Source organism: Desulfofundulus thermobenzoicus, assembly GCF_009428905.1.
GTDB classification, from domain to species: Bacteria; Bacillota; Desulfotomaculia; order Desulfotomaculales; family Desulfovirgulaceae; genus Desulfofundulus_A; species Desulfofundulus_A thermobenzoicus.
The window spans coordinates 1-19,619 of record NZ_WHYR01000054.1; the positions used below are offsets into that span (position 1 = coordinate 1).

Here is a 19,619-nt window from a genome sequence, read left to right on the forward strand (position 1 = left end):
GGTGGGTGCCGAGCTGGCCCGTCGGGAACCGCCCCGGATTATTTTTAACCGGTCAACCGTCTGATCCCGACGCGGTGCTCTGTTGCCTGGTAGCGGTTTTATAAAACTGATCAATATAAAATCCCGGTGACCAATCACCAATAACCAATGACCATTTGGGGAGCGATGGCCGTGTATGCGGAAGTGCTGGTGGATCTGGCTGCCCGCCAGGTGGATAGGGTATTTCATTATCGCGTTCCACCGTCCCTGGCCGGGCGGGTGCTGGTGGGCAGCCGGGTGCTGGTACCCTTTGGCCGCCGTAGAATCGAAGGTTACGTGGTAGGCTTTGGCCATCCCCCGGAGGATGGCATCAAGCTCAAGGAAGTGCTGGACCTTTTGGATCCCGGACCCCTTTTTACTCCCCACCAGCTGGAACTGGCCCGGTGGATGGCCGCCTATTATCTCTGTCCCACCGTTAAGGCCTTGCAGGCCATGATCTGGCCCCTGCTGCGGACCGCCGGTCCCCGTAAGATGCGGGGTTTATGGCCCGTGCCCTGTCCCGACCGGATCCCCGATGTTAAACGGGCTCCCAAGAGCGCGGCCGTGTGGCAGGTGGCCCTGGCCCGCCCCGGTCTTACCAGGGGAGAGCTGGCCCTGGCGGCAGGAGTATCTCCCGCCGTGGTGGATACCCTGGTGGCCCGGGGGCTGTTGCGGGGGGAAGAAAGGGTTGTTCAGCGGGACCCCTGTGCCGGTTTGCCGGAGATCCGGCACCGCCCCCCGGCCCTGAACCCTCACCAGCGGCGGGCGGTGCAGGAAATCACCGGTTCCCTGGGATTGGGGGAGCGCCGGTTGTTTTTGCTCCACGGGGTGACCGGCAGCGGTAAAACCGAAGTTTACCTCCAGTGCATAGCCGGGGCACTGCAGCAGGGGCTGCAGGCCATGATGCTTTTGCCGGAGATAGCCCTGACGCCCCAGATGATTGACATTTTCCGGGGCCGCTTTGGCCGCCGGGTGGCCGTGTTACATAGCCGTCTTTCCCAGGGGGAAAGATATGATGAATACCAGCGCCTGCGTGCCGGGGAAGCCCGGGTGGCCCTGGGAGCCCGCTCCGCCGTTTTCGCCCCCCTGGAAAAACCGGGCTTGATTATTCTTGACGAGGAGCACGAACCTTCTTACAAGCAGGAGGAAACGCCCCGCTATCATGCCCGGGGGGTGGCTCTGCGTCTGGCGGGCCTTGCCGGGGCCGTGGTGGTGCTGGGTAGCGCCACTCCTTCCCTGGAATCCTACGCCCGGGCTACGGCGGCCGGCGCCTCCTACCGGCTGGTGGAACTGCCGGAAAGAATAGGTGGGCGTCCCCTGCCCCGGGTAAAAACCATAGATATGCGGCAGGAAATCCGGGCCGGCAACAAAAGCCTTTTCAGCCGCCAGTTGCGGGAAGCCATGACCGAACGTCTTTCCCGGGGGGAGCAAATCATCCTTTTTTTAAACCGGAGGGGGTTTTCCACCCTGGTGGTCTGCCGGGAATGCGGCCTGGTGCTCAAGTGCCCCCACTGCGATATTTCCCTTACTTTCCATTCCAGCGGCCGGATGCGCTGCCATTACTGTCATTACAGTGTGCTGGCCCCCTCCCTGTGTCCCGGTTGCGGCGGCCGGTACCTGGCCTACCTGGGGGCCGGCACCCAGAAGATAGAACAGGAGATCCGGGAGCTGTTTCCCGATGCCGGCGTGATGCGGCTGGATGGGGACACCACCGCCCGCCGGGGTGCCCACCGGGAGATCATCGAAGGTTTTCGCCGGGGCGGGGCCGGTATTCTCATTGGCACCCAGATGGTGGCCAAGGGGCTGGACCTGCCCGGGGTGACCCTGGTGGGGGTGATTGCCGCCGACCTCAGCCTGTTTATGCCCGATTTCCGGGCCAGCGAAAGGACCTTTCAGTTGCTTACCCAGGTGGCCGGCCGTTCCGGCCGGGGGGACCGGGAGGGGGAAGTGCTGGTGCAGACCTATTCCCCCCACCATTATGCCGTCACCTGTGCAGTAAACCATGATTACCAGGGGTTTTACCGGCAGGAGATGACCCTGCGCCGCAGTCTGGGTTATCCTCCCTTTACCCATTTGTGCCGGATACTGGTCAGCGGCCGGAAGGAAGAAGAGGTTCAGGAGGCTGCCGCGGCCATAGCCGGTCTCATTCAGGGTGTGGACATGCTGGGGCCGGCTCCAGCGCCCCTTACCCGGATCAAGGACCGCTACCGGTGGCACCTGGTCCTCAAGTCCCACGCCCCGGCCGCCCTGCGCGCGGCGGTCAAACCGGCCCTGGATTTTATAAACCGGCATTCCCGCTGGCGGAAACTGGTGGTTTCAGTGGACATGGATCCCCAGAGCATGATGTGATAGTCAAGGAGGGGAAAATACTTGGCCATTTATAAAATTGTCCTTTATGGTGACGAAGTGCTCAGGGAAAAGGCCCGGCCGGTTACCAGGATCACCCCCAACATCCTGAAACTGCTGGACAACATGCGGGATACCATGTATGACGCCCGGGGTGTGGGTCTGGCCGCTCCCCAGGTGGGCGTATCAAAGCGGGTGATTGTGGTTGATACTGGAGAGGGGTTGATTGAATTGATCAATCCCGAAATTGTGGAGGCCCGGGGAGAAGAGACTGATACGGAAGGGTGCTTGAGCCTGCCCGACATGCTGGGGGAGGTGCCCCGGGCTGTGGAGGTGCGGGTCAGGGGACTGGACCGCCATGGCCGGCCGGTGGAACACCAGGCCAGCGGATTTCTGGCCCGGGCGCTGCAGCACGAAATTGATCATCTGGATGGCATCCTGTTCATCGACCGGGCATTGTCCATCAAACGGATCAGGCCTGGATCCTAGCGGTATTGAGGCGAAGGATTATGCGTGTGGTTTTCATGGGTACGCCCGATTTTGCCGTGCCGGCACTGGAAGCTTTAATTGACGCTGGCCATCATGTGGTCGGGGTGGTTACACAGCCGGACCGGCCGGTGGGCCGGGGTCGGAAGTTGCATCCCCCTCCTGTCAAAAGGACGGCTCTAGCCCGTGGTCTGCCGGTTTACCAGCCCCGGCGGGTGCGGGAAGCACCCTTTATTGAGCAGCTGAAAGGACTGGCACCGGAGGTGATTGTGGTGGCCGCCTTCGGACAAATTTTGCCCCCGGCCGTTTTGCACCTGCCCGACCGGGGGTGTATCAATATCCATGCCTCCCTGTTACCCCGTTACCGGGGGGCCGCCCCCATTCACCGGGCGGTGATGAATGGGGAGAGGGAAACGGGTATTACCACCATGCTCATGGACGAGGGTCTGGATACGGGGGACATATTGCTCCAGCAGATCATTTCCATCGGGGAAGGGGACAATGTGGGTGTGGTTCATGACCGGCTGGCCCGCTTGGGGGCGGAACTCTTGCAGCAAACGTTGCAACTGCTGGCCGAAGGCCGGCTGCCCCGCCGCCCCCAGGATCACCGCCTGGCCACCTATGCGCCCCCCCTGACCCCGGAGGACGAGATCCTCCGGTGGGAGCGGCCGGCCGCTGATTTATACAACCAGGTGCGGGGTCTGGATCCCTGGCCGGGGGCGCGCACCTGGTGGGGAGAACGGCTGCTCAAAATCTGGCGGGCGGATTACTGCAGCCAGGGTCCTCCTCCGGATTCCGTACCCGGTCAGGTGGTCCTTGCCGGTGAGGAGTTGCTGGTGGCCACCGGAAAGGGCTGTCTTTCCCTGCGGGAAGTGCAGCTACAGGGAGGCAGGCGGCTATCCGTTACTGATTTTTTGCGGGGGCACCGCCTTACCCCCGGTATGATATTGGGTGATCCGGGAGGCGGTGAGCGTTGATCAAGAGCCCGGTGATCCATAAAAGACTTTTTCTCGGTTTGCTGGGCGGCAGCCTGGTGGTGGTGGCCCTGCTGGCCGTGGGCATCTGGTATCTCCTTTTTACCCCCAACCGTTCCCCCGTTTATCAGGTGATCCTTTTGGCCATGGTGTCCCTGCTGGCGGGTATCATGTTTCTGGCGGCCTGCGGTCTGGGGGGAATCGTACTCACGTTGCTGGCGGCCCGCACCTTTGAGCCCTTGCAGGGGCCCATGGGGGTGGCGGTGAACATTTTCTTTCCCGTGGTGCTGGCCCTGGGCCGGTTTCTGCGCATTGATCCGGACCGGATCAAAAGCTCTTTTATCGAAGTGAACAACCAGCTGGTTCAGGCCCGCCACCTTAGCGTCAACCCCGGGGAACTGCTTTTACTGGCTCCCCACTGTCTGCAGTACAGCGAATGTCCTTATAAAATCACCGTGCATGTGGATAATTGCCGCCGCTGCGGGAGATGTTGTATTAATGACCTTTTGCAATTGCGGGATAAATACGGCTTTCATATGGGTCTGGCCACCGGCGGTACCCTGGCCCGTAAATATGTGCGGGAATACCGTCCCCGGGCCATTGTAGCCATTGCCTGCGAGCGGGATCTGACCAGCGGTATCAGGGACAGCAATCCCATTCCCGTGCTGGGGGTAACCAATATGCGCCCCTGCGGACCCTGTTATAACACCCGGGTTTCCCTGACCCGGGTGGAAGAAGCCGTGAAATCCTTTTGTGGAGATAAGGGGAAGTGATGGGTGCTGCCGTGATCAACGCTAGGGAGATGGCCTTAAAAGTGCTGCAGGCGGTGGATGAGAAGGGGGCTTACGCCAACCTGGCCCTGGACCGGGTGCTGGAGCATTACCGGCCGGGCAGGCTGGACCGGGCCTTTACCACGGAACTGGTATACGGGGTTCTGCGCCGGTTGAATACCCTGGACTGGCTTTTAAACCACCTGCTGCGCCAGCCCCTGGCCGGCCAGACGGTCTGGATCCGCAATATACTGCGCCTGGGGGCCTACCAGATCATGTTTATGGACCGGGTGCCCGTGCCGGCCGCCTGCAATGAAGCGGCGGAACTGGCCCGGCGGTACGGTCGTCCCGGGGCGGTGGGTTTTGTCAACGGCGTACTGCGCAATCTGGCCCGCCGGGGTAAAGAAATATCTTTCCCCCGGTTGGAGGATGACCCGGTGGCGCACATTTCCCTGTGCTATTCCCATCCCCGGTGGCTGGTCCAGCGGTGGCTGGCGGAATTCGGCCCGGAGGAGACCGTGGCCCTCTGCCGGGCCAACAATACCCCGGCGCCAAATACCGTGCGTACCAATACCTTGAAAATCAGCCCGGAAGAACTGGAACGCCGGTTGAAAGGGGACGGCCTGGTGGTGGAAAGAACCGCCTACGCCCCCGAAGGGCTGCGCATCGACGGGATTTTTTCCCTGCGGGATTTTTCACCATTTATAGAGGGACTTTTTCAAGTGCAGGACGAAAGTTCCATGCTGGCCGGGCATGCCCTTTCCCCCTTTTCCGGCGCCCGGGTGCTGGACGCGGCGGCCGCCCCGGGAGGCAAGACCACCCACCTGGCCCAGCTGATGGGGGATCGGGGGGAGATCGTGGCCCAGGATATCCATCCCCATAAATTAAAGCTCATTGCCGGCAACTGCCGCCGCCTGGGTATCAGCTGTGTGCAAACCCGGGAGGGGGATGCCCGCCGTCCCGCCGGTGACCTGATCGCCCGCTGTGATTTTGTCCTCCTGGATGCCCCCTGTTCCGGTCTGGGGGTATTGCGCCGCCGTCCGGACATCCGCTGGCGCAAAGAAGCGGCGGCCATTACAGAACTGGCCGCCCTGCAAAGGGAAATGCTGGATGGAGCGGCGGCCTGCGTTAAACCGGGCGGTGTCCTGGTTTACAGTACCTGTACCATTACCCGGGAGGAAAATCTGGGCCAGGTGGAAAATTTTCTGGCCCGCCACCCGGAATTCGCCCCCGGTGACCTGAGGGCGGTCCTGCCGGCCGGTCTGGACCACCGGGGAACAATGAAACGCGGTTACCTTCAGCTCCTGCCCCACCGCCATGGAACCGACGGTTTCTTTATCGCCCGCCTGTGCCGGAAGCCGGAACCGTGATGAATTGCCGGGGCAAGGGTCAGACCAATGGCCGGCGACCGGCGACCAATTGGGGATGGGTTGGCCTGGCGGATGTGGTATAATAGATACATGGTCTATGCCGGTAAATGGTGAGCAGTGATGATCAATCTGAAAGATCTTACCTTTGATCAGTTAAAGGAACTGGTGGTGCGCCTGGGGGAGCCTTCTTACCGGGCCTGGCAGCTGGCCCGCTGGCTTTTTCAGCGGGGGGTCCTTTCCTGGGATGAAATGAGCGATTTGCCCGGGGATTTCCGGAAGAGACTGGCGAAAGAGGTCAGCCCCGGAGGGTTGACCCTGGTGCAAAAGCAATCTTCCATCCGGGGGGATACCCTTAAATACCTCTTTGGTTTGTCCGACGGCCAGGCGGTGGAAAGCGTGTTCATGCGCCATTCCTATGGTTGCAGTGTTTGCGTGTCCACCCAGGTGGGCTGCCGCATGGGCTGCCGTTTTTGCGCTTCCACCCTGGGCGGTCTGGTGCGCAACCTTTCCCCGGGGGAAATATACGACCAGGTGCTGGCAATACAGATGGATACTAAAGAAAGGATCAGCCATGTGGTGCTCATGGGTTCGGGGGAACCCCTGGACAACCTGGCCAACGTCCTGGTTTTTCTGGATCATGTCACTGCACCGTACGGATTAAATATCAGTTACCGGCACATAACCCTTTCCACCTGCGGCCTGGTCCCCGCCATCCGGGAACTGGCCCGGCGGCGGCTCCCCCTGACCCTGGCCGTGTCCTTGCATGCGCCCAACGATTCCCTGCGCAACAGGATAATGCCCATAAACCGCCGCTACCCCCTGGGGGAACTGATCCCGGCCTGCCGGGAATATGCCTGTTTGACGGGCCGGCGCATTACCTTTGAATACGCCCTTCTGGCCGGGGTGAATGACGGGGTGCGGTATGCCCGCCAACTGGGTCACCTGGTCCGGGGGATGTTGTGCCATGTGAATCTCATTCCCTTCAACCCGGTGAGGGGTCGGGATTTTCTCCGCCCGCCGGCCCAACGGGTGAAACTTTTTCAAAGGATTTTGGAGGGGGCGGGGGTAAGCGTAACCATACGCCGGGAGTTGGGTGCCGATATTGACGCTGCCTGTGGACAATTGCGCCGGCGGTTGCTGGGATTGAATAAGGGATAGGGGTGACGCCGGATGGGATTTTTTTCCGGCCTGGAAGGCAGCCTGGAAAAATATATCGAAGGTTTTTTCCGGGATAAATTCAAGGGACGGGTGCAGCCCCTGGAAATGGCCAAACGCCTGGCCCGGGAAATGCGTGAGCGTAAAAGGGTGAGTATCAGCCGGGTTTACGCACCCAATGAATACACCATCTATTTGAACCCCACGGATTTTCAGGCGGTGGCTGCCATTGCCCCCATGCTGGCCGGCGAACTGGCGGATTATTTGACCCAGAAGGCGGCCGAAAAAAACTTCACCCTGGTGGCTCCACCCCGGGTGGAGATCCAGGAGGACCCATCGGTAGGGGAAGGCCAGATGCGCGTGGACGGGCGCTTTGGCGAGGCCACCGGTGTACCCTTTACGGAAGAAAAAAGCGCCCCGCCTGAAGAGGGGGAAGAGGGAGAGTGGGAGGATACCCTGCACTACCACCCGGCCAGGCATACGGCGCCGGTGCCGGTGGTGCCGTTGGAAAGCAGGGCCCGGCTGGTGATCACCACCGGTCCCCAGGAAGGAAAAAGCTTTCCCCTGCCATCGGGCGTTACTCTCATCGGGCGGAGGGACATATGCGATCTGGTGATCAATGATGCCAGCGTTTCCCGCCGCCATGCCCAGATAGAATACCGGGGCGGTGAATATATTATAACGGACCTGGGCAGCACCAATGGTGTTTATGTCAACGGCGTCCGGGTGGGAACAAAGGTTTTGGAGCCCGGGGACACCATTAAAATGGGTACCACCCTGTGTGTTTTCGAGGTGGAATGAAGTGGGATTGATCCTGACCGTATTACGGTACCTTTTCCTGGCTTTGCTTTATGTTTTTTTAATCCTGGTGGTACGCTTGATGTTTTCCGGTTTAAAACAGGAACAGGCCATACCCCACCGGGATAGACAGCGGCTGCACCCGGTCCGGGATTTACAGGCTCCCAGGCCGGGGGGCAAGCTGGTGGTGCTGACCAGTTCCGATCCCCATCTGGAAAAAGGGGCAACCTTTTACCTCGGGGAAAAGTTGACTTTGGGGCGGGGGGAAAAAAACGATCTGGTCATTATGGATCCCTTTTCTTCCCAGGAGCACGCCCTGGTTTATATGCGCAACGACCAGTACTGGGTGCAGGATCTGGGCAGTTTAAACGGCACGTATCTTAATGAGGTGCGCCTGGAGCGGCCCACCGTTCTGGCCGATGGGGACCGTTTGCGTATAGGCGGCGTTACCTTTCAGTTTGTGAGGTGGGCTTATGAAATGGAGTCAGGCCAGTGAAACAGGGCTGGTGCGCCAGGTAAACGAAGACAGCCTGGTTATTGAGCCCGCTCTGGGGTTGTTTGCCGTGGCTGACGGCATGGGAGGGCACCAGGCCGGGGAAGTGGCCAGCCGGATGGCCCTGGAAGAACTGGTGCGCTTTGTGCGCAGCCGGTTGAAAAAAGCCGGGGAGCCCGGAACCGTGCTGGTCCGGGGAGTGGAGGAAGCCAACCGGCTGGTTTATCAATTGTCCTGTGCCAGTGCCGGTTGTCGGGGAATGGGTACCACCATCAGCGCCGTTATGGTGCACGGCCATGATTTGTTCCTGGCCCATGTGGGGGACAGCCGCGTTTACCTGCTGCGGGGGAATAGAATCAGACAGCTTACCGAGGACCACTCCCTGGTGCAGGAAATGGTGCGCATAGGCGGCCTGACGGCGGAAGAAGCCATCCGTCATCCCCAGCGCAATGTCCTGACCCGGGCGCTGGGTACCGAACCCCGGGTGCAGGTGGATAGTTTGCGCATAGGATTGGAGACGGGGGACCGGATTATTCTGTGTACCGATGGACTGACCGTTCACCTGCGGCCGGAGGAAATCGGCGCCCTGGTACAGCAGAACGCTTCCGTGGAGGAAGCGGTGGGGATGCTGGTCCGGACCGCCCTGGACAGGGGCGGCACCGATAACATTACCGTTATCCTGGTGGCGGTGGATTGATGATGTTTTCTTCCGGGGCATATGATACAAGGGCCGTGGAAAGAAAGCTCCTCCTGTGCGCCGGCGCTTACCTGCTCACCGGTGCCGCAACCATTTATTGCCTGAACCCGGTTCCGGCCACCGTGGTGGTCCTGGCCGGAGGGCTCATTACCACCGCCGCCTTTCTGGCAGTGCATGTTTTCTGGCTGTGGACCGGTTTTGCCGGGGATTCCTTTTTACTTCCCCTGGTGGCGGTATTTTCCTCCACCAGCCTGGTTTTTCTCTACCGTTTGGAACCGGCTTACGCTTTCAGGCAGTTTGTCTGGTTGATGATCGGCCTGGGCACCCTTTTCCTGGTTACCCGTTTGTTTCTTGATTACCGGTCTCTGGCCGATTACAAGTACCTGTACGCCGTGGCCGGGGTAATCGGCCTTTTGCTGCCCATTTTTTTCGGGGTGGAAGAGGGAGGGGCCAAAAGCTGGCTGGACCTGGGAGTCTTTAATGTGCAGCCGTCGGAGTTCGTAAAGATTCTCATGGTGCTTTTTCTGGCCGCCTTTATGGCGGAAAACCGCCTTTCCTTAAAGGAGGGTACCCGCACTTTCCGGGGGATAGCCCTGCCCGGTCCCCAGGAATGGGGTCCTTTGCTGGTCATGTGGGGTATATCCCTTTTGTTGCTGATCTTTCAGAACGATCTGGGGACGGGGTTGATTTATTTCAGCACCTTTCTGGCCATGATTTTTGCCAGCACGGGCCGGTTTTCCTATGTGTTTTTCGGCCTGGCCCTCTTTCTGGCCGGTGCGGCAGGCAGTTATACCCTCTTTGATCACGTCCGGGCCCGGGTGGAGGTATGGCTGAACCCGTGGCGGTTCGTGGAAACAACGGGTTACCAGGTGGTACAGTCCCTGTTTGCCATTGCCGCCGGCGGGCTGACCGGAGCCGGACTGGGCGGCGGGATGCCCGGTTTTATTCCACTGGTGCATACGGACTTTATTTACGCGGCCATCACCGAGGAACTGGGACTGGCCGGCGGTACCGGCCTGCTGGTCATGTATATGCTCTTTGTCTATAGAGGATTTGTCATTGCCCTGTCCGCCCGGGATGATTTTGCGTCCCTGCTGGCTTCCGGTTTGACCGCCCTGATGGGACTGCAGGCCTTTATCATCCTGGCCGGGGTGACCAAACTGCTGCCCCTGACGGGAGTTACCCTACCCTTTGTCAGTTACGGGGGTAGCTCGCTGGTGGCCAACTTTGTTATTCTCGGTTTATTGCTGAATATTTCCCATGAGGCAAACCATGAAAAATAACATTCGTTGTTTGGGTTATATAATTCTGGCTTCCTTTGTGGTGCTGGCCTTTTATGTTGGTTATGTCAATGTGTTTATGGGGCCGGCCCTGGCCACCGATCCCCATAACGGCCGGCTGGCGGCCTGGGAGGCCGGGATAAAGCGGGGCACCATTTTCGACCGGCAGGGGGTGGTTCTGGCCAAAACGGAGAACGGCCGGCGTGTTTATCCCCTGGGACAGGACACGGCCCAGGTGGTGGGTTTCATTTCCCGGCGTTACGGGCGCACCGGGCTGGAATCGGCCTACGATCGTTACCTGCTGGGCATGACCGATGATGATAAAATCCAGGCCCTGATCAACCGGCTGCTGGGCCGCCCCCGGGTGGGCAACGATCTGGTGGTGACCCTGGATGCCCGCCTGCAGCATCTGGCCCGGGAACTGCTGGGACAGCGCAAAGGGGCGGTGGCGGCGCTGGATCCCCGCTCCGGAGCCATACTGGCCCTGGCCAGCAGTCCGGGCTTTGATCCCAACCAGATCGATCAACCGGCCGCTGTGCCCGGCCGGAATAATGGCACCGTTTATGATTTGCTTCAGCGAGACCCCAATGCGCCGCTGTTGAACCGGGCCGCCCAGGGAGCTTACCCCCCCGGCTCCACTTTTAAAATTGTTACCGGGGCCGGTGCCCTGACCGCCGATCCCTCGGTGTCGAAACGTATATTTAATTGTCAGGGGAGCTTGACGGTGGATGGTTTTAAGCTGCCGGATCTGGCCGCCCACGGGGCGGTAGATTTTCGCCGGGCCATGGCCGTTTCCTGCAATACCACCTTTGCCACCCTGGGGTTGGAACTGGGGGTGGAAAGGTTTTATCAGAACGCCCTGGCCTTCGGATTGACCAGAAATCCCTGGGAACACAACCTTCCCGGAGTACCGGGGTCCCCGGAACTGGATTACCGGCCGGGTACCCTTACCCCGCCGAAAAAAATGACCAGACCGGAGCTGGCTTCCAGCGCCATCGGCCAGGGCGAGGTGCTGGTGAACCCGTTGCAAATGGCCCTGGCTGCGGCGGCCATTGCTCACAACGGGGTAATCATGCGGCCCCACCTCCTGGAGCGCATACAGGAACCCGGGGGCAGGACGCTGGTAAAAGCGGCGCCCCAGGCCTGGCTGACGGCCACATCCCCCGCAGTGGCCGCGGTGGTGAAGGAGGCCATGGTGGCCGTGGTCCGGGAGGGGACGGGGAAAGGGGCCGCCTTGCCCGGCGTTACCGTGGCCGGTAAAACCGGCTCGGCCCAGAATCCCCGGGGGGATACCCACGCCTGGTTTGTGGCCTTTGCCCCGGCTGAGGAGCCCCGGGTGGTGGTGGCCGTAATCATTGAAAACGGTGGTGCCGGCGGAGCGGTGGCCGCCCCCGTGGCCCGGGAAGTGATCAGGGCGGCACTGGCCGGCTGAAAGTAATAAACCGGTTTAGGATCGCCCGGAACTGGAAAGAGTTAAACTACCCACTTTTTATGAGGTGACAGGCATGATCGGGAAGCAGTTGGGCAACCGTTATGAAATCCTGGAGCAACTGGGTGGCGGGGGGATGGCCATCGTCTACAAAGGGCGGGATACCTTCCTCAACCGCCTGGTGACCATTAAAATGCTGCGCCCCGAGTTTTCTTCCGACCAGGATTTCACCCGCCGCTTTCGCCGGGAGGCCCAGGCGGTGGCCAGCCTTTCCCACCCCCACATTGTCAGTATATACGACGTGGGGCAGGAAGAAGGGGTACAGTACCTGGTCATGGAATATGTGGATGGTGAGGATTTAAAAACTCTCATCCGCCGTGAAGGGGCACTGGATGCGGAGAGGGCCGTCCAGATAGCCCTGCAGGTGCTGGAAGCCCTGGAACACGCCCATGAAAACAACATCGTTCACCGGGACATCAAGCCTCATAATATCCTGCTCACCAAAAGCGGTCGGGCCAAGCTCACCGACTTTGGTATTGCCCGGGAGGCCACGGCGGCCACTGTCACCCAGACCGACACCATTGTGGGTTCCGTACATTACCTGTCACCGGAACAGGCCCGGGGTGAGGTGGCCGGTCCCAAATCGGATATTTATTCCCTGGGTGTGGTGCTTTATGAAATGCTCACCGGTACCGTGCCCTTTGCCGGGGACAGCCCCATATCCGTGGCCATAAAACACATTCAGGAAGAGCCGGAGCCGCCGTCCAGGCGCAATCCGGCCATTCCACCGGCCTTAGAGCAGGTGGTTTTGCGGGCGCTGGCCAAAAATCCCGGACAGCGCTTTGCTTCGGCCAGGGAAATGGCTATTCACCTGGAAGATATTTTCCGGGGAAATGCGGAAGAGGCCACCCGTTTTATCCCGGTGGATGAAATGGCCACCCGGGTGATCAAACCGGCGGGGCAATCCTGGAAAAGGGCAAGGGGTGAGGCCACCCCTTCCCGCCGGCGGAAGTTGCGGCCGGCCGGGTGGGCGGCCCTGGCCGTACTCCTGCTGGCCCTGCTGGCGGGGGGCGGTTTTGCCCTGCACCGGTTTTTAAACGTGCCGGAGGTCCAGGTGCCCAGTGTGGTGCGGTACAGCCTGGCTGACGCCGAAAGAATCCTGGCTGAACGGGGGCTGGACGTGGCGGTGCGTCGGGAGCACAGCGACACCGTTCCCGAAGGTTATGTCATCGACCAGGATATTGGACCGGAGGACCCGCCGGTGAAGCCGCCCCGGGTGATTACCCTGACGGTGAGCCTGGGGCCGGACAGAAGGGTGGTACCGGACCTTTACCGCCTGAATCTGGATCAGGCCCGCCAGCGCCTGTCTGAAAGCGGCCTGTCTCTGGCCGAGCCGGCACAGGAGGGTTATGATGATAACGTTCCGCCGGGCTTGATCTTTCAACAATCTCCGGCGGCGGGGGATAAGGTGGCCCCCAACAGCCGGGTGACGGTTTATCTCTCCCGGGGGCCGAAACCCAGGCAGGTACAGGTGCCCGATTTAACCGGAATGAACCGGGAGCAGGCCCGGGCCAAACTGGCCGAGAGCCAGTTGAGCCTGGATGAGAATGTGCAGTGGGAGAGCAGCACCGATTTTTTACCGGACCAGATTATCCGCCAGGACCCGGCGGCCAATACTCCGGTAAACCAGGGAACGGCGGTGAAAGTTGTTTTGAGTAAAGGGCCTGGTCCCATGCCCGGAGAAGCACTGGTCAAGTTTTCCGTTCCCGACGACGGCAAAAATCACCAGGTGAAAATTACCGTTTCCGATGTGCGCGGTACCAACGTAGCCTACGCCAATCCTCATCCTCCCGGGTCCAAAGTGGAAACTACCGTGCGCTACCTGGGCCAGGCCATCATCAGGGTATACATTGACGATAAGCTGGTCAGAGAACAACGAATGGAGGGAGGGAAAAAAGATGGTTGAAGGCGGGGAGCGGACCGGATAGGGTATGATGAAGGAAGGCATTGTGGTGAAAGCCTATGGCGGGCACTATTATGTTTTCACCGACGGCGCCACCAGTGACTGCCATTTGCGCGGCCGCTTTCGCCGGGAAAAGGAAGCGGTGCTGGTGGGGGACCGGGTGTTCTGGCGGCCGGTGGGGCCGGACCGGGGAGTTATTGAAGAGATTTCTCCCCGCCGGACGGTTCTTTGGCGACCGCCGGTGGCCAACGTGAACCGGGTACTGATCATCTTTGCGGTGAAGGAGCCCGCTCCCAGCACCTTTTTACTGGACCGCCTGCTCATTCAGGCGGAACATGCCGGTGTGGAGCCCGCCATCTGCTTGAACAAGGTGGACCTGGGAGCGGAAGGGGTGCGGGAGATGGTGGAGGCCTACGGCCGGGCCGGCTATACCGTCTTATGCACCAGCGCCACGGAAGGCAGCGGTCTGGATGATTTGCGCGCCCTGCTGCAAAGGGGCATTACCGTTTTGGCCGGTCCCTCCGGGGTGGGGAAGTCCAGTTTGTTAAACGCCCTGATTCCCGGTCTTAATTTGAAAACCGGGGAAGTGAGCCGGAAAGTGGGGCGGGGCCGGCACACCACCAGGCATGTGGAACTGCTGTCCCTGCCCGGCGGTGGCCTGGTGGCCGATACCCCCGGTTTTTCCACCCTTTACCTGCCGGATATGAAACGGGAGGAACTGGGTGAGTATTATCCCGAACTGGCGGCCCGCCGGGGTGATTGCCGCTTTTCCCTCTGCCTGCATTTCCAGGAACCGGATTGCGCGGTAAAACAGGCGGTGCTGGCCGGGGAAATCCCTTCCTTTCGTTATGAAAACTACCTGCAGTTGTTACAGGAAGTTATGGAACAGGAAAGGAGATATTGATGGTTAAAATTGCCCCCTCCATCCTTTCGGCGGACTTTGCCCGCCTGCTGGAAGATGTGCGGCGGGTGGAAGAGGCCGGGGCGGATTACCTGCATATCGACGTTATGGACGGCCATTTTGTACCCAACATTACCATTGGCCCCGCCGTGGTGGCCGCCTTGAGACCCCACAGCCGGCTGGTATTTGATGTGCACCTGATGATCGAAGAGCCGGACCGTTACATAGACCCGTTCATCCAGGCCGGCGCCGATCTGATCACGGTGCATGCGGAAACGTGCCGGCACCTGCACCGCACCCTTAACTGCATCCGGGAAAAGGGCGGCCGGGCCGGGGTGGCCCTGAACCCCGCCACCGGACCGGAGGTTTTACAATACCTGCCGGGATTGTTTGATCTGGTGCTGGTGATGACCGTCAACCCCGGTTTTGGCGGACAGGCCTTCATTCCCCAGACCCTGCCCAAAATAAAGGATTTGCAGCGGATGATTGGGGAAATGGGCGGCAATGTGGAAATAGAGGTGGATGGGGGTATCGGTCCGTCCACCGTTCCGCTGGTGGTACAGGCGGGGGCCGGTGTTCTGGTGGCCGGTTCGGCCATTTTTAACGCTCCGGATCCGGCGACGGCCATCCGGGAAATCCGGGAAGCGGCACAAAGGGGGTGAGGGAAGTGGCCGTATGGAAGTGCCAGGAGTGCGGCAATGCGGTGGAAGCCCGTTGCAAGCCGGGTAAATGCAAGGCCTGTGGTGCGTCCAAGGACAAGCTGGTAAAAGAAGCGCCGGCCCAAAAGTAATTTCCCGGGGAAATTTCCTCGATAGCGGCAGGAATTTCCTCCCCGGCGTCAAACCTTTTTTAAAAAAGGATCACTGTCCCACCGCCGTGCTGGGGCCAGGGAGGGGATTAAGCCATGGGTGAAGAACAACAGGTGGTAATATTTCAGCTGAACGACCAGCAATACGCCCTGCCTATTCAGGAAACGCAGGAAATTATCCGCATGACGGACATTACCCGCGTGCCCAATACCAAACCCTATGTGGAAGGGATCATCAACCTGCGGGGCAGTATCGTGCCGGTAATTAACCTGAACCTGCGCCTGGAACTGCCGGTGAGGGAATATACCGACGCCACCCGCATCATTGTCACCGAATATGCCGGGCAAAAGGTGGGCATGATTGTGGATAATGTGGTGGAAGTGGGCCGCTACACGCCGGACCAGGTGGAGCCGCCGGTGGTGGCCGGTGATAACACCGAGTACCTGCGGGGCGTAATTAAAAAGGACGATCACCTGTGGTTGCTGCTGAACCTGGAACGGGTATTGTAGGATAAAGGGTCTTGTTTGACCGAAGGGCCACACGGGGTGGCCCATTTTTATTATGTGACGACCGAATAGAGGTGTTATATCCTTGCACAACCAGCATATCCTGCGGGACAAACTCCTGGCCATGGACGGCAAGGGTTACGGTGCCTATAAATCCCTGGCCGGCAGTTACGCCTTTGACCGTTACACCCTTTTTATCGACCATGTGCAAAGCGATCCCTTTGCACCACCCAGCCGCCTGCGGGTGAGGGTGGAGCAGCGTCTGGCCGGTTTTCCCCCGGTCCTTTACCGTACCCGTCCCCGCCGCATTGCCCTGGAGGATTACCTGATGCGCGCCTTTGCCCGGGCCGTGGCCCGGCACTGCCGGGGACACCGGGGTACGGGTAAAAGCGGTTTAGTGGCCGTGGACCATTGCGGCCAGGAGATACTGGAACGTACCGGGGCCGTGGTGAACAGTGATTTTGTGGAAATCCGTTTTGTGGTTGGTTTGCCGGCCCGGGGCCGCACCATAACCGGACGGGAGGCCGTGCGTATCTTCCTGGAGGAATTACCAGCAATAATCCATGACTCCCTGTTCTACCATAATTTGGACTCCGGGGGCATCATTCAGCAGGTGGAATTGATGGAAGACCAGGAGTTTTTAAGGGGGCAGTTGGCCGGCCGTGGTCTGGGGGCTTTTGTGGCCAACGGTTCCATACTGCCCCGGGAAAGCGGCGTCAGCGACCGGCCCCTGGTGCGGGGGCGGGTGGTGCCCTTTCAATCTCCTCCCGAACTGGAAGTGGAGTTTAACCTGCCCAACCGGGGACGGGTGGCCGGCATGGGCATTCCCCGGGGCGTCACCCTCATCGTGGGGGGCGGTTATCACGGCAAGTCCACCCTTTTACGTGCCCTGGAGCGGGGTGTGTACAACCATATCCCCGGGGACGGGCGGGAACTGGTGATCACCCTGCCCGGGGCGGTAAAAATCCGGGCCGAGGACGGGCGAAGCGTACAGAAAGTGGATATCAGCGGCTTTATCAACAATCTGCCCGGCGGTCAGGATACCCGGTCCTTTTCCACTGAAAACGCCAGCGGCAGCACCTCCCAGGCGGCCAATATCGTGGAGGCGCTGGAAATGGGTGCCCCCCTGTTGCTTCTTGATGAAGATACCAGTGCCACCAACTTCATGATCCGGGATGGACGTATGCAGGAACTGGTGGCCCGGGAGGACGAGCCCATTACCCCGTTCATTGACCGGGTGCGTCAGCTTTACGAATATATGGGGGTATCCACCATCCTGGTGGTGGGGGGGTCCGGGGATTACTTTTCCGTGGCCGACCGGGTGATCATGATGCAAAACTACGTTCCCCGGGACGTGACAGCCCGGGCCAGGGAGATCGCTGCCCGCCACCGGGACGGCCGCCGGATGGAAGCCACGGACACCTTTCGCCGGGTCACCCCCCGTGTACCGCTGCCCGTCTCCTTTACCCTGGAAGGGCGGGATAAGGTCAAGGCCCGGGGTATGGATGAGATTGTTTACGGCCATATGGATATCGACCTGCAAAATGTGGAACAACTGGTGGATCCGGCTCAGGCCCGGGCCATTGCGGAAATAATTAAATATGCCGCCCGGCACCATGTGAACGGCCGGCGCACCCTGAAGGAAGTGGTGGAGGCGGTGCTTTCCGATATGGACCGGGAGGGACTGGATGTCATTTCCCCCTTTAAAGGCCAGCATCCCGGAGACTACGCCCGCCCCCGGGCGCATGAAATTGCTGCGGCCATTAACCGTTACCGGCGGCTGCAGGTAAAAATAAGGCCGGAGTGAAAATACTTCACCCGGCCTTTTTAAACGTCGCTTCTCAGCCTTCACAACCGCAGCAGCTGCTGCAGCATTCGTCGGAACAGGATGCCGGCTGGCCGGAAATGGCCCGGCCGATAATTTCGTTGATTTCTTCCAGCACCCGCTCAAAGGTTTGCTGGGCGCGGAAGAACTCCGCAATCAACGGATTGGCCAGCATGCGCCTTTCCAGGTCCTCCACGTCGGTCTTCTGGCTGCCGGTCAACTGGAAACCCTGGGCCTGCAACATGTGCAGCGCCCTTTGCTTTTGGTGGAATTCATCGATGATTTGTTTGGCTTCCGGGTCATCCAGCATGGCCCTCTGGGCGGCCACCATGGAAGCCAGCTCCGGGGAGCGGGCGATTTCCTCTCCCAGTTCCCTGGCCTTCTCAATCACAGACATGATCATTTACCTCCCGTTCAATACATTATTTATCGATCAACCTGCCGCATTGATTTTGCCCTCCAGGTGAGTCAGGCGGGCGCCGGTAATGAACACATCCACCAGTTTCCCGGCCAGTTCCGGGGAACCGGGGAAGACCACCAGGCGGTTGGTTCTGGTGCGTCCGGAGAGAAGAGCGGGGTTGGTCTTGCTCTCTCCTTCCACCAGAACTTCTTCCGTCCTGCCCACCCGGTCTTGATTGAGCGCCAGGGAGATCTCGTTCTGACGGGCTATGAGCCTTTGAATGCGCTCGCTTTTAATATCTTCGGGCACCTGATGGGGCATGCGGGCGGCCGGGGTGCCCGGTCGCGGGTTGTAGACAAAGGTGAAGGCTCCGTCGAACCGCACCCTTTCCACCAGATCCATGGTATCGGCAAAGTCCTCCTCCCTTTCGCCGGGGAAGCCCACCATAATGTCGGTGGTCAGGGCCACGCCGGGTATGGCCCGGCGGATGCGCTCCACCAGGTCCAGGTAGTAGTTCCGGTCATAGCCCCGGTTCATCAGCTTAAGGATGCGGCTGCTGCCCGCCTGCACGGGCAGGTGGATATGTTCACACACTTTCTGCAGGCGGGCAATGGTATCAATCAGTTCCTGATTGAAGTCCCGGGGATGGGAAGTGGTAAAGCGGATACGCCACAGGTCCGGGATTGCATTGATAGCCTCCAGCAGGCGGGCAAAGGTGGCCGGTGGATCCAGATCCTTCCCATAAGAGTTAACATTTTGCCCCAGGAGCGTTACTTCCCGGAAACCATCAACCACCAGGCTGCGGATTTCCCGCAGGATATCCTCCGGGCGGCGGCTGCGTTCCCGCCCCCGTACATAGGGTACAATGCAGTAGGTGCAGAAGTTGTTGCAGCCGTAGGTGATGTTCACCCAGGCCCGCACCCCCGGAGTGCGGCGGACGGGCAGGTCTTCCACCACCGCCCCGGCCCCATTCCACAGCTCCACCACCGTTTCCCGGCTCTGCCGGGCTTCCTGGAGCAGTGCGGGCAGGCGGTGCAGGTTGTGGGTGCCCAGGATCAGGTCCACCTGGGGGAAACGGTTTTTTATTTTATGGGCTACCTCCGGCTGCTGGGTCATACAGCCGGCAACGCCGATAATCAGGTGCCTGTTTTTATTTTTCAAACGGACCAGGCGGCCCAAAAGGCCCCAGACCTTGTTTTCAGCCGTTTCCCGCACACAGCAGGTATTGATCAGGATTACGTCCGCTTCTTCCATGGCGGAGGCCTGGTGATAGCCCAGGGATTCCAGCATCCCGGCCATTACTTCCGCGTCGTGATCATTCATCTGGCAGCCAAAGGTTATTACTTCATAAGTTGGTATTCTTTCTCCCATGGAAAAATCCCTTCCCGGTGTTCCACCG

19 protein-coding genes are annotated in these 19,619 nt (G+C 60.0%); 17 read left to right on the forward strand and 2 right to left on the reverse strand.

The annotated features are described in order from the left end of the window. Positions 1-165: 165 nt before the first annotated feature. The 17 genes from priA to GFC01_RS15195 all read left to right on the forward strand — a co-directional run bounded on the left by priA (position 166) and on the right by GFC01_RS15195 (position 17,802). Positions 166-2,367: a replication restart helicase PriA gene (gene priA, locus GFC01_RS15115; protein WP_152948003.1), complete on the forward strand. Its 2,202-nt coding sequence runs from the start codon at positions 166-168 to the stop codon at positions 2,365-2,367. A 21-nt stretch (positions 2,368-2,388) separates the two neighbouring features. Continuing rightward, entirely contained in the window at positions 2,389-2,853 is a 465-nt protein-coding gene (gene def, locus GFC01_RS15120; protein WP_152948004.1) for a peptide deformylase, read from the forward strand. A gap of 20 nt (positions 2,854-2,873) precedes the next feature. Beyond that, positions 2,874-3,827: a methionyl-tRNA formyltransferase gene (gene fmt / locus GFC01_RS15125; protein WP_152948005.1), complete on the forward strand. Its 954-nt coding sequence runs from the start codon at positions 2,874-2,876 to the stop codon at positions 3,825-3,827. Beyond that, positions 3,824-4,597, forward strand: a complete 774-nt coding sequence (locus tag GFC01_RS15130; RefSeq protein ID WP_152948006.1) for a DUF116 domain-containing protein — start codon at positions 3,824-3,826, stop codon at positions 4,595-4,597. The genes fmt and GFC01_RS15130 overlap by 4 nt, the downstream gene beginning before the upstream one ends. Then, positions 4,597-5,964: a 16S rRNA (cytosine(967)-C(5))-methyltransferase RsmB gene (gene rsmB / locus GFC01_RS15135; protein WP_152948022.1), complete on the forward strand. Its 1,368-nt coding sequence runs from the start codon at positions 4,597-4,599 to the stop codon at positions 5,962-5,964. Before GFC01_RS15130 ends, rsmB begins: the two co-directional genes overlap by 1 nt. Positions 5,965-6,084: 120 nt before the next feature. Further along, a complete protein-coding gene (rlmN, locus tag GFC01_RS15140; RefSeq protein ID WP_152948007.1) occupies positions 6,085-7,122 on the forward strand; it encodes a dual-specificity RNA methyltransferase RlmN in 1,038 nt (345 codons plus the stop codon). A 12-nt stretch (positions 7,123-7,134) separates the two neighbouring features. Beyond that, entirely contained in the window at positions 7,135-7,920 is a 786-nt protein-coding gene (locus GFC01_RS15145) for an FhaA domain-containing protein (protein ID WP_152948008.1), read from the forward strand. Position 7,921: 1 nt separating this feature from the next. Then, a complete protein-coding gene (locus tag GFC01_RS15150) occupies positions 7,922-8,413 on the forward strand; it encodes an FHA domain-containing protein (protein ID WP_341474029.1) in 492 nt (163 codons plus the stop codon). Further along, positions 8,391-9,107 (forward strand): Stp1/IreP family PP2C-type Ser/Thr phosphatase, encoded by a 717-nt coding sequence (locus GFC01_RS15155; protein WP_152948010.1) that lies wholly within the window; start codon positions 8,391-8,393, stop codon positions 9,105-9,107. Before GFC01_RS15150 ends, GFC01_RS15155 begins: the two co-directional genes overlap by 23 nt. A gap of 2 nt (positions 9,108-9,109) precedes the next feature. Next, a complete protein-coding gene (locus GFC01_RS15160; RefSeq protein ID WP_152948023.1) occupies positions 9,110-10,390 on the forward strand; it encodes an FtsW/RodA/SpoVE family cell cycle protein in 1,281 nt (426 codons plus the stop codon). Then, on the forward strand, positions 10,380-11,819 hold the full coding sequence (locus tag GFC01_RS15165; protein ID WP_152948011.1) for a peptidoglycan D,D-transpeptidase FtsI family protein: 1,440 nt from the start codon (positions 10,380-10,382) through the stop codon (positions 11,817-11,819). Before GFC01_RS15160 ends, GFC01_RS15165 begins: the two co-directional genes overlap by 11 nt. A 73-nt stretch (positions 11,820-11,892) precedes the next feature. Then, entirely contained in the window at positions 11,893-13,782 is a 1,890-nt protein-coding gene (gene pknB / locus GFC01_RS15170) for a Stk1 family PASTA domain-containing Ser/Thr kinase (protein ID WP_152948012.1), read from the forward strand. Positions 13,783-13,807: 25 nt separating this feature from the next. Next, positions 13,808-14,683 (forward strand): ribosome small subunit-dependent GTPase A, encoded by an 876-nt coding sequence (gene rsgA, locus GFC01_RS15175; protein WP_152948013.1) that lies wholly within the window; start codon positions 13,808-13,810, stop codon positions 14,681-14,683. Continuing rightward, positions 14,683-15,342, forward strand: a complete 660-nt coding sequence (rpe, locus tag GFC01_RS15180) for a ribulose-phosphate 3-epimerase (RefSeq protein WP_152948014.1) — start codon at positions 14,683-14,685, stop codon at positions 15,340-15,342. Before rsgA ends, rpe begins: the two co-directional genes overlap by 1 nt. A gap of 5 nt (positions 15,343-15,347) precedes the next feature. Beyond that, positions 15,348-15,470, forward strand: coding sequence for an RCKP-type rubredoxin-like domain-containing protein (locus GFC01_RS15185; RefSeq protein ID WP_341474030.1), 123 nt, complete (start codon positions 15,348-15,350; stop codon positions 15,468-15,470). A 114-nt stretch (positions 15,471-15,584) separates the two neighbouring features. Then, complete coding sequence (locus GFC01_RS15190; RefSeq protein WP_152948015.1) at positions 15,585-15,998, forward strand: chemotaxis protein CheW; 414 nt, start codon at positions 15,585-15,587, stop codon at positions 15,996-15,998. A gap of 82 nt (positions 15,999-16,080) precedes the next feature. Further along, complete coding sequence (locus GFC01_RS15195) at positions 16,081-17,802, forward strand: ABC-ATPase domain-containing protein (RefSeq protein WP_152948016.1); 1,722 nt, start codon at positions 16,081-16,083, stop codon at positions 17,800-17,802. Between the two features lie 34 nt (positions 17,803-17,836). Here GFC01_RS15195 and GFC01_RS15200 read toward each other — a convergent pair whose 3' ends face one another. After that, a complete protein-coding gene (locus GFC01_RS15200) occupies positions 17,837-18,217 on the reverse strand; it encodes a YlbF/YmcA family competence regulator (protein ID WP_152948017.1) in 381 nt (126 codons plus the stop codon). Between the two features lie 36 nt (positions 18,218-18,253). After that, positions 18,254-19,591, reverse strand: a complete 1,338-nt coding sequence (miaB, locus tag GFC01_RS15205; RefSeq protein WP_152948018.1) for a tRNA (N6-isopentenyl adenosine(37)-C2)-methylthiotransferase MiaB — start codon at positions 19,589-19,591, stop codon at positions 18,254-18,256. Positions 19,592-19,619: the final 28 nt, after the last annotated feature.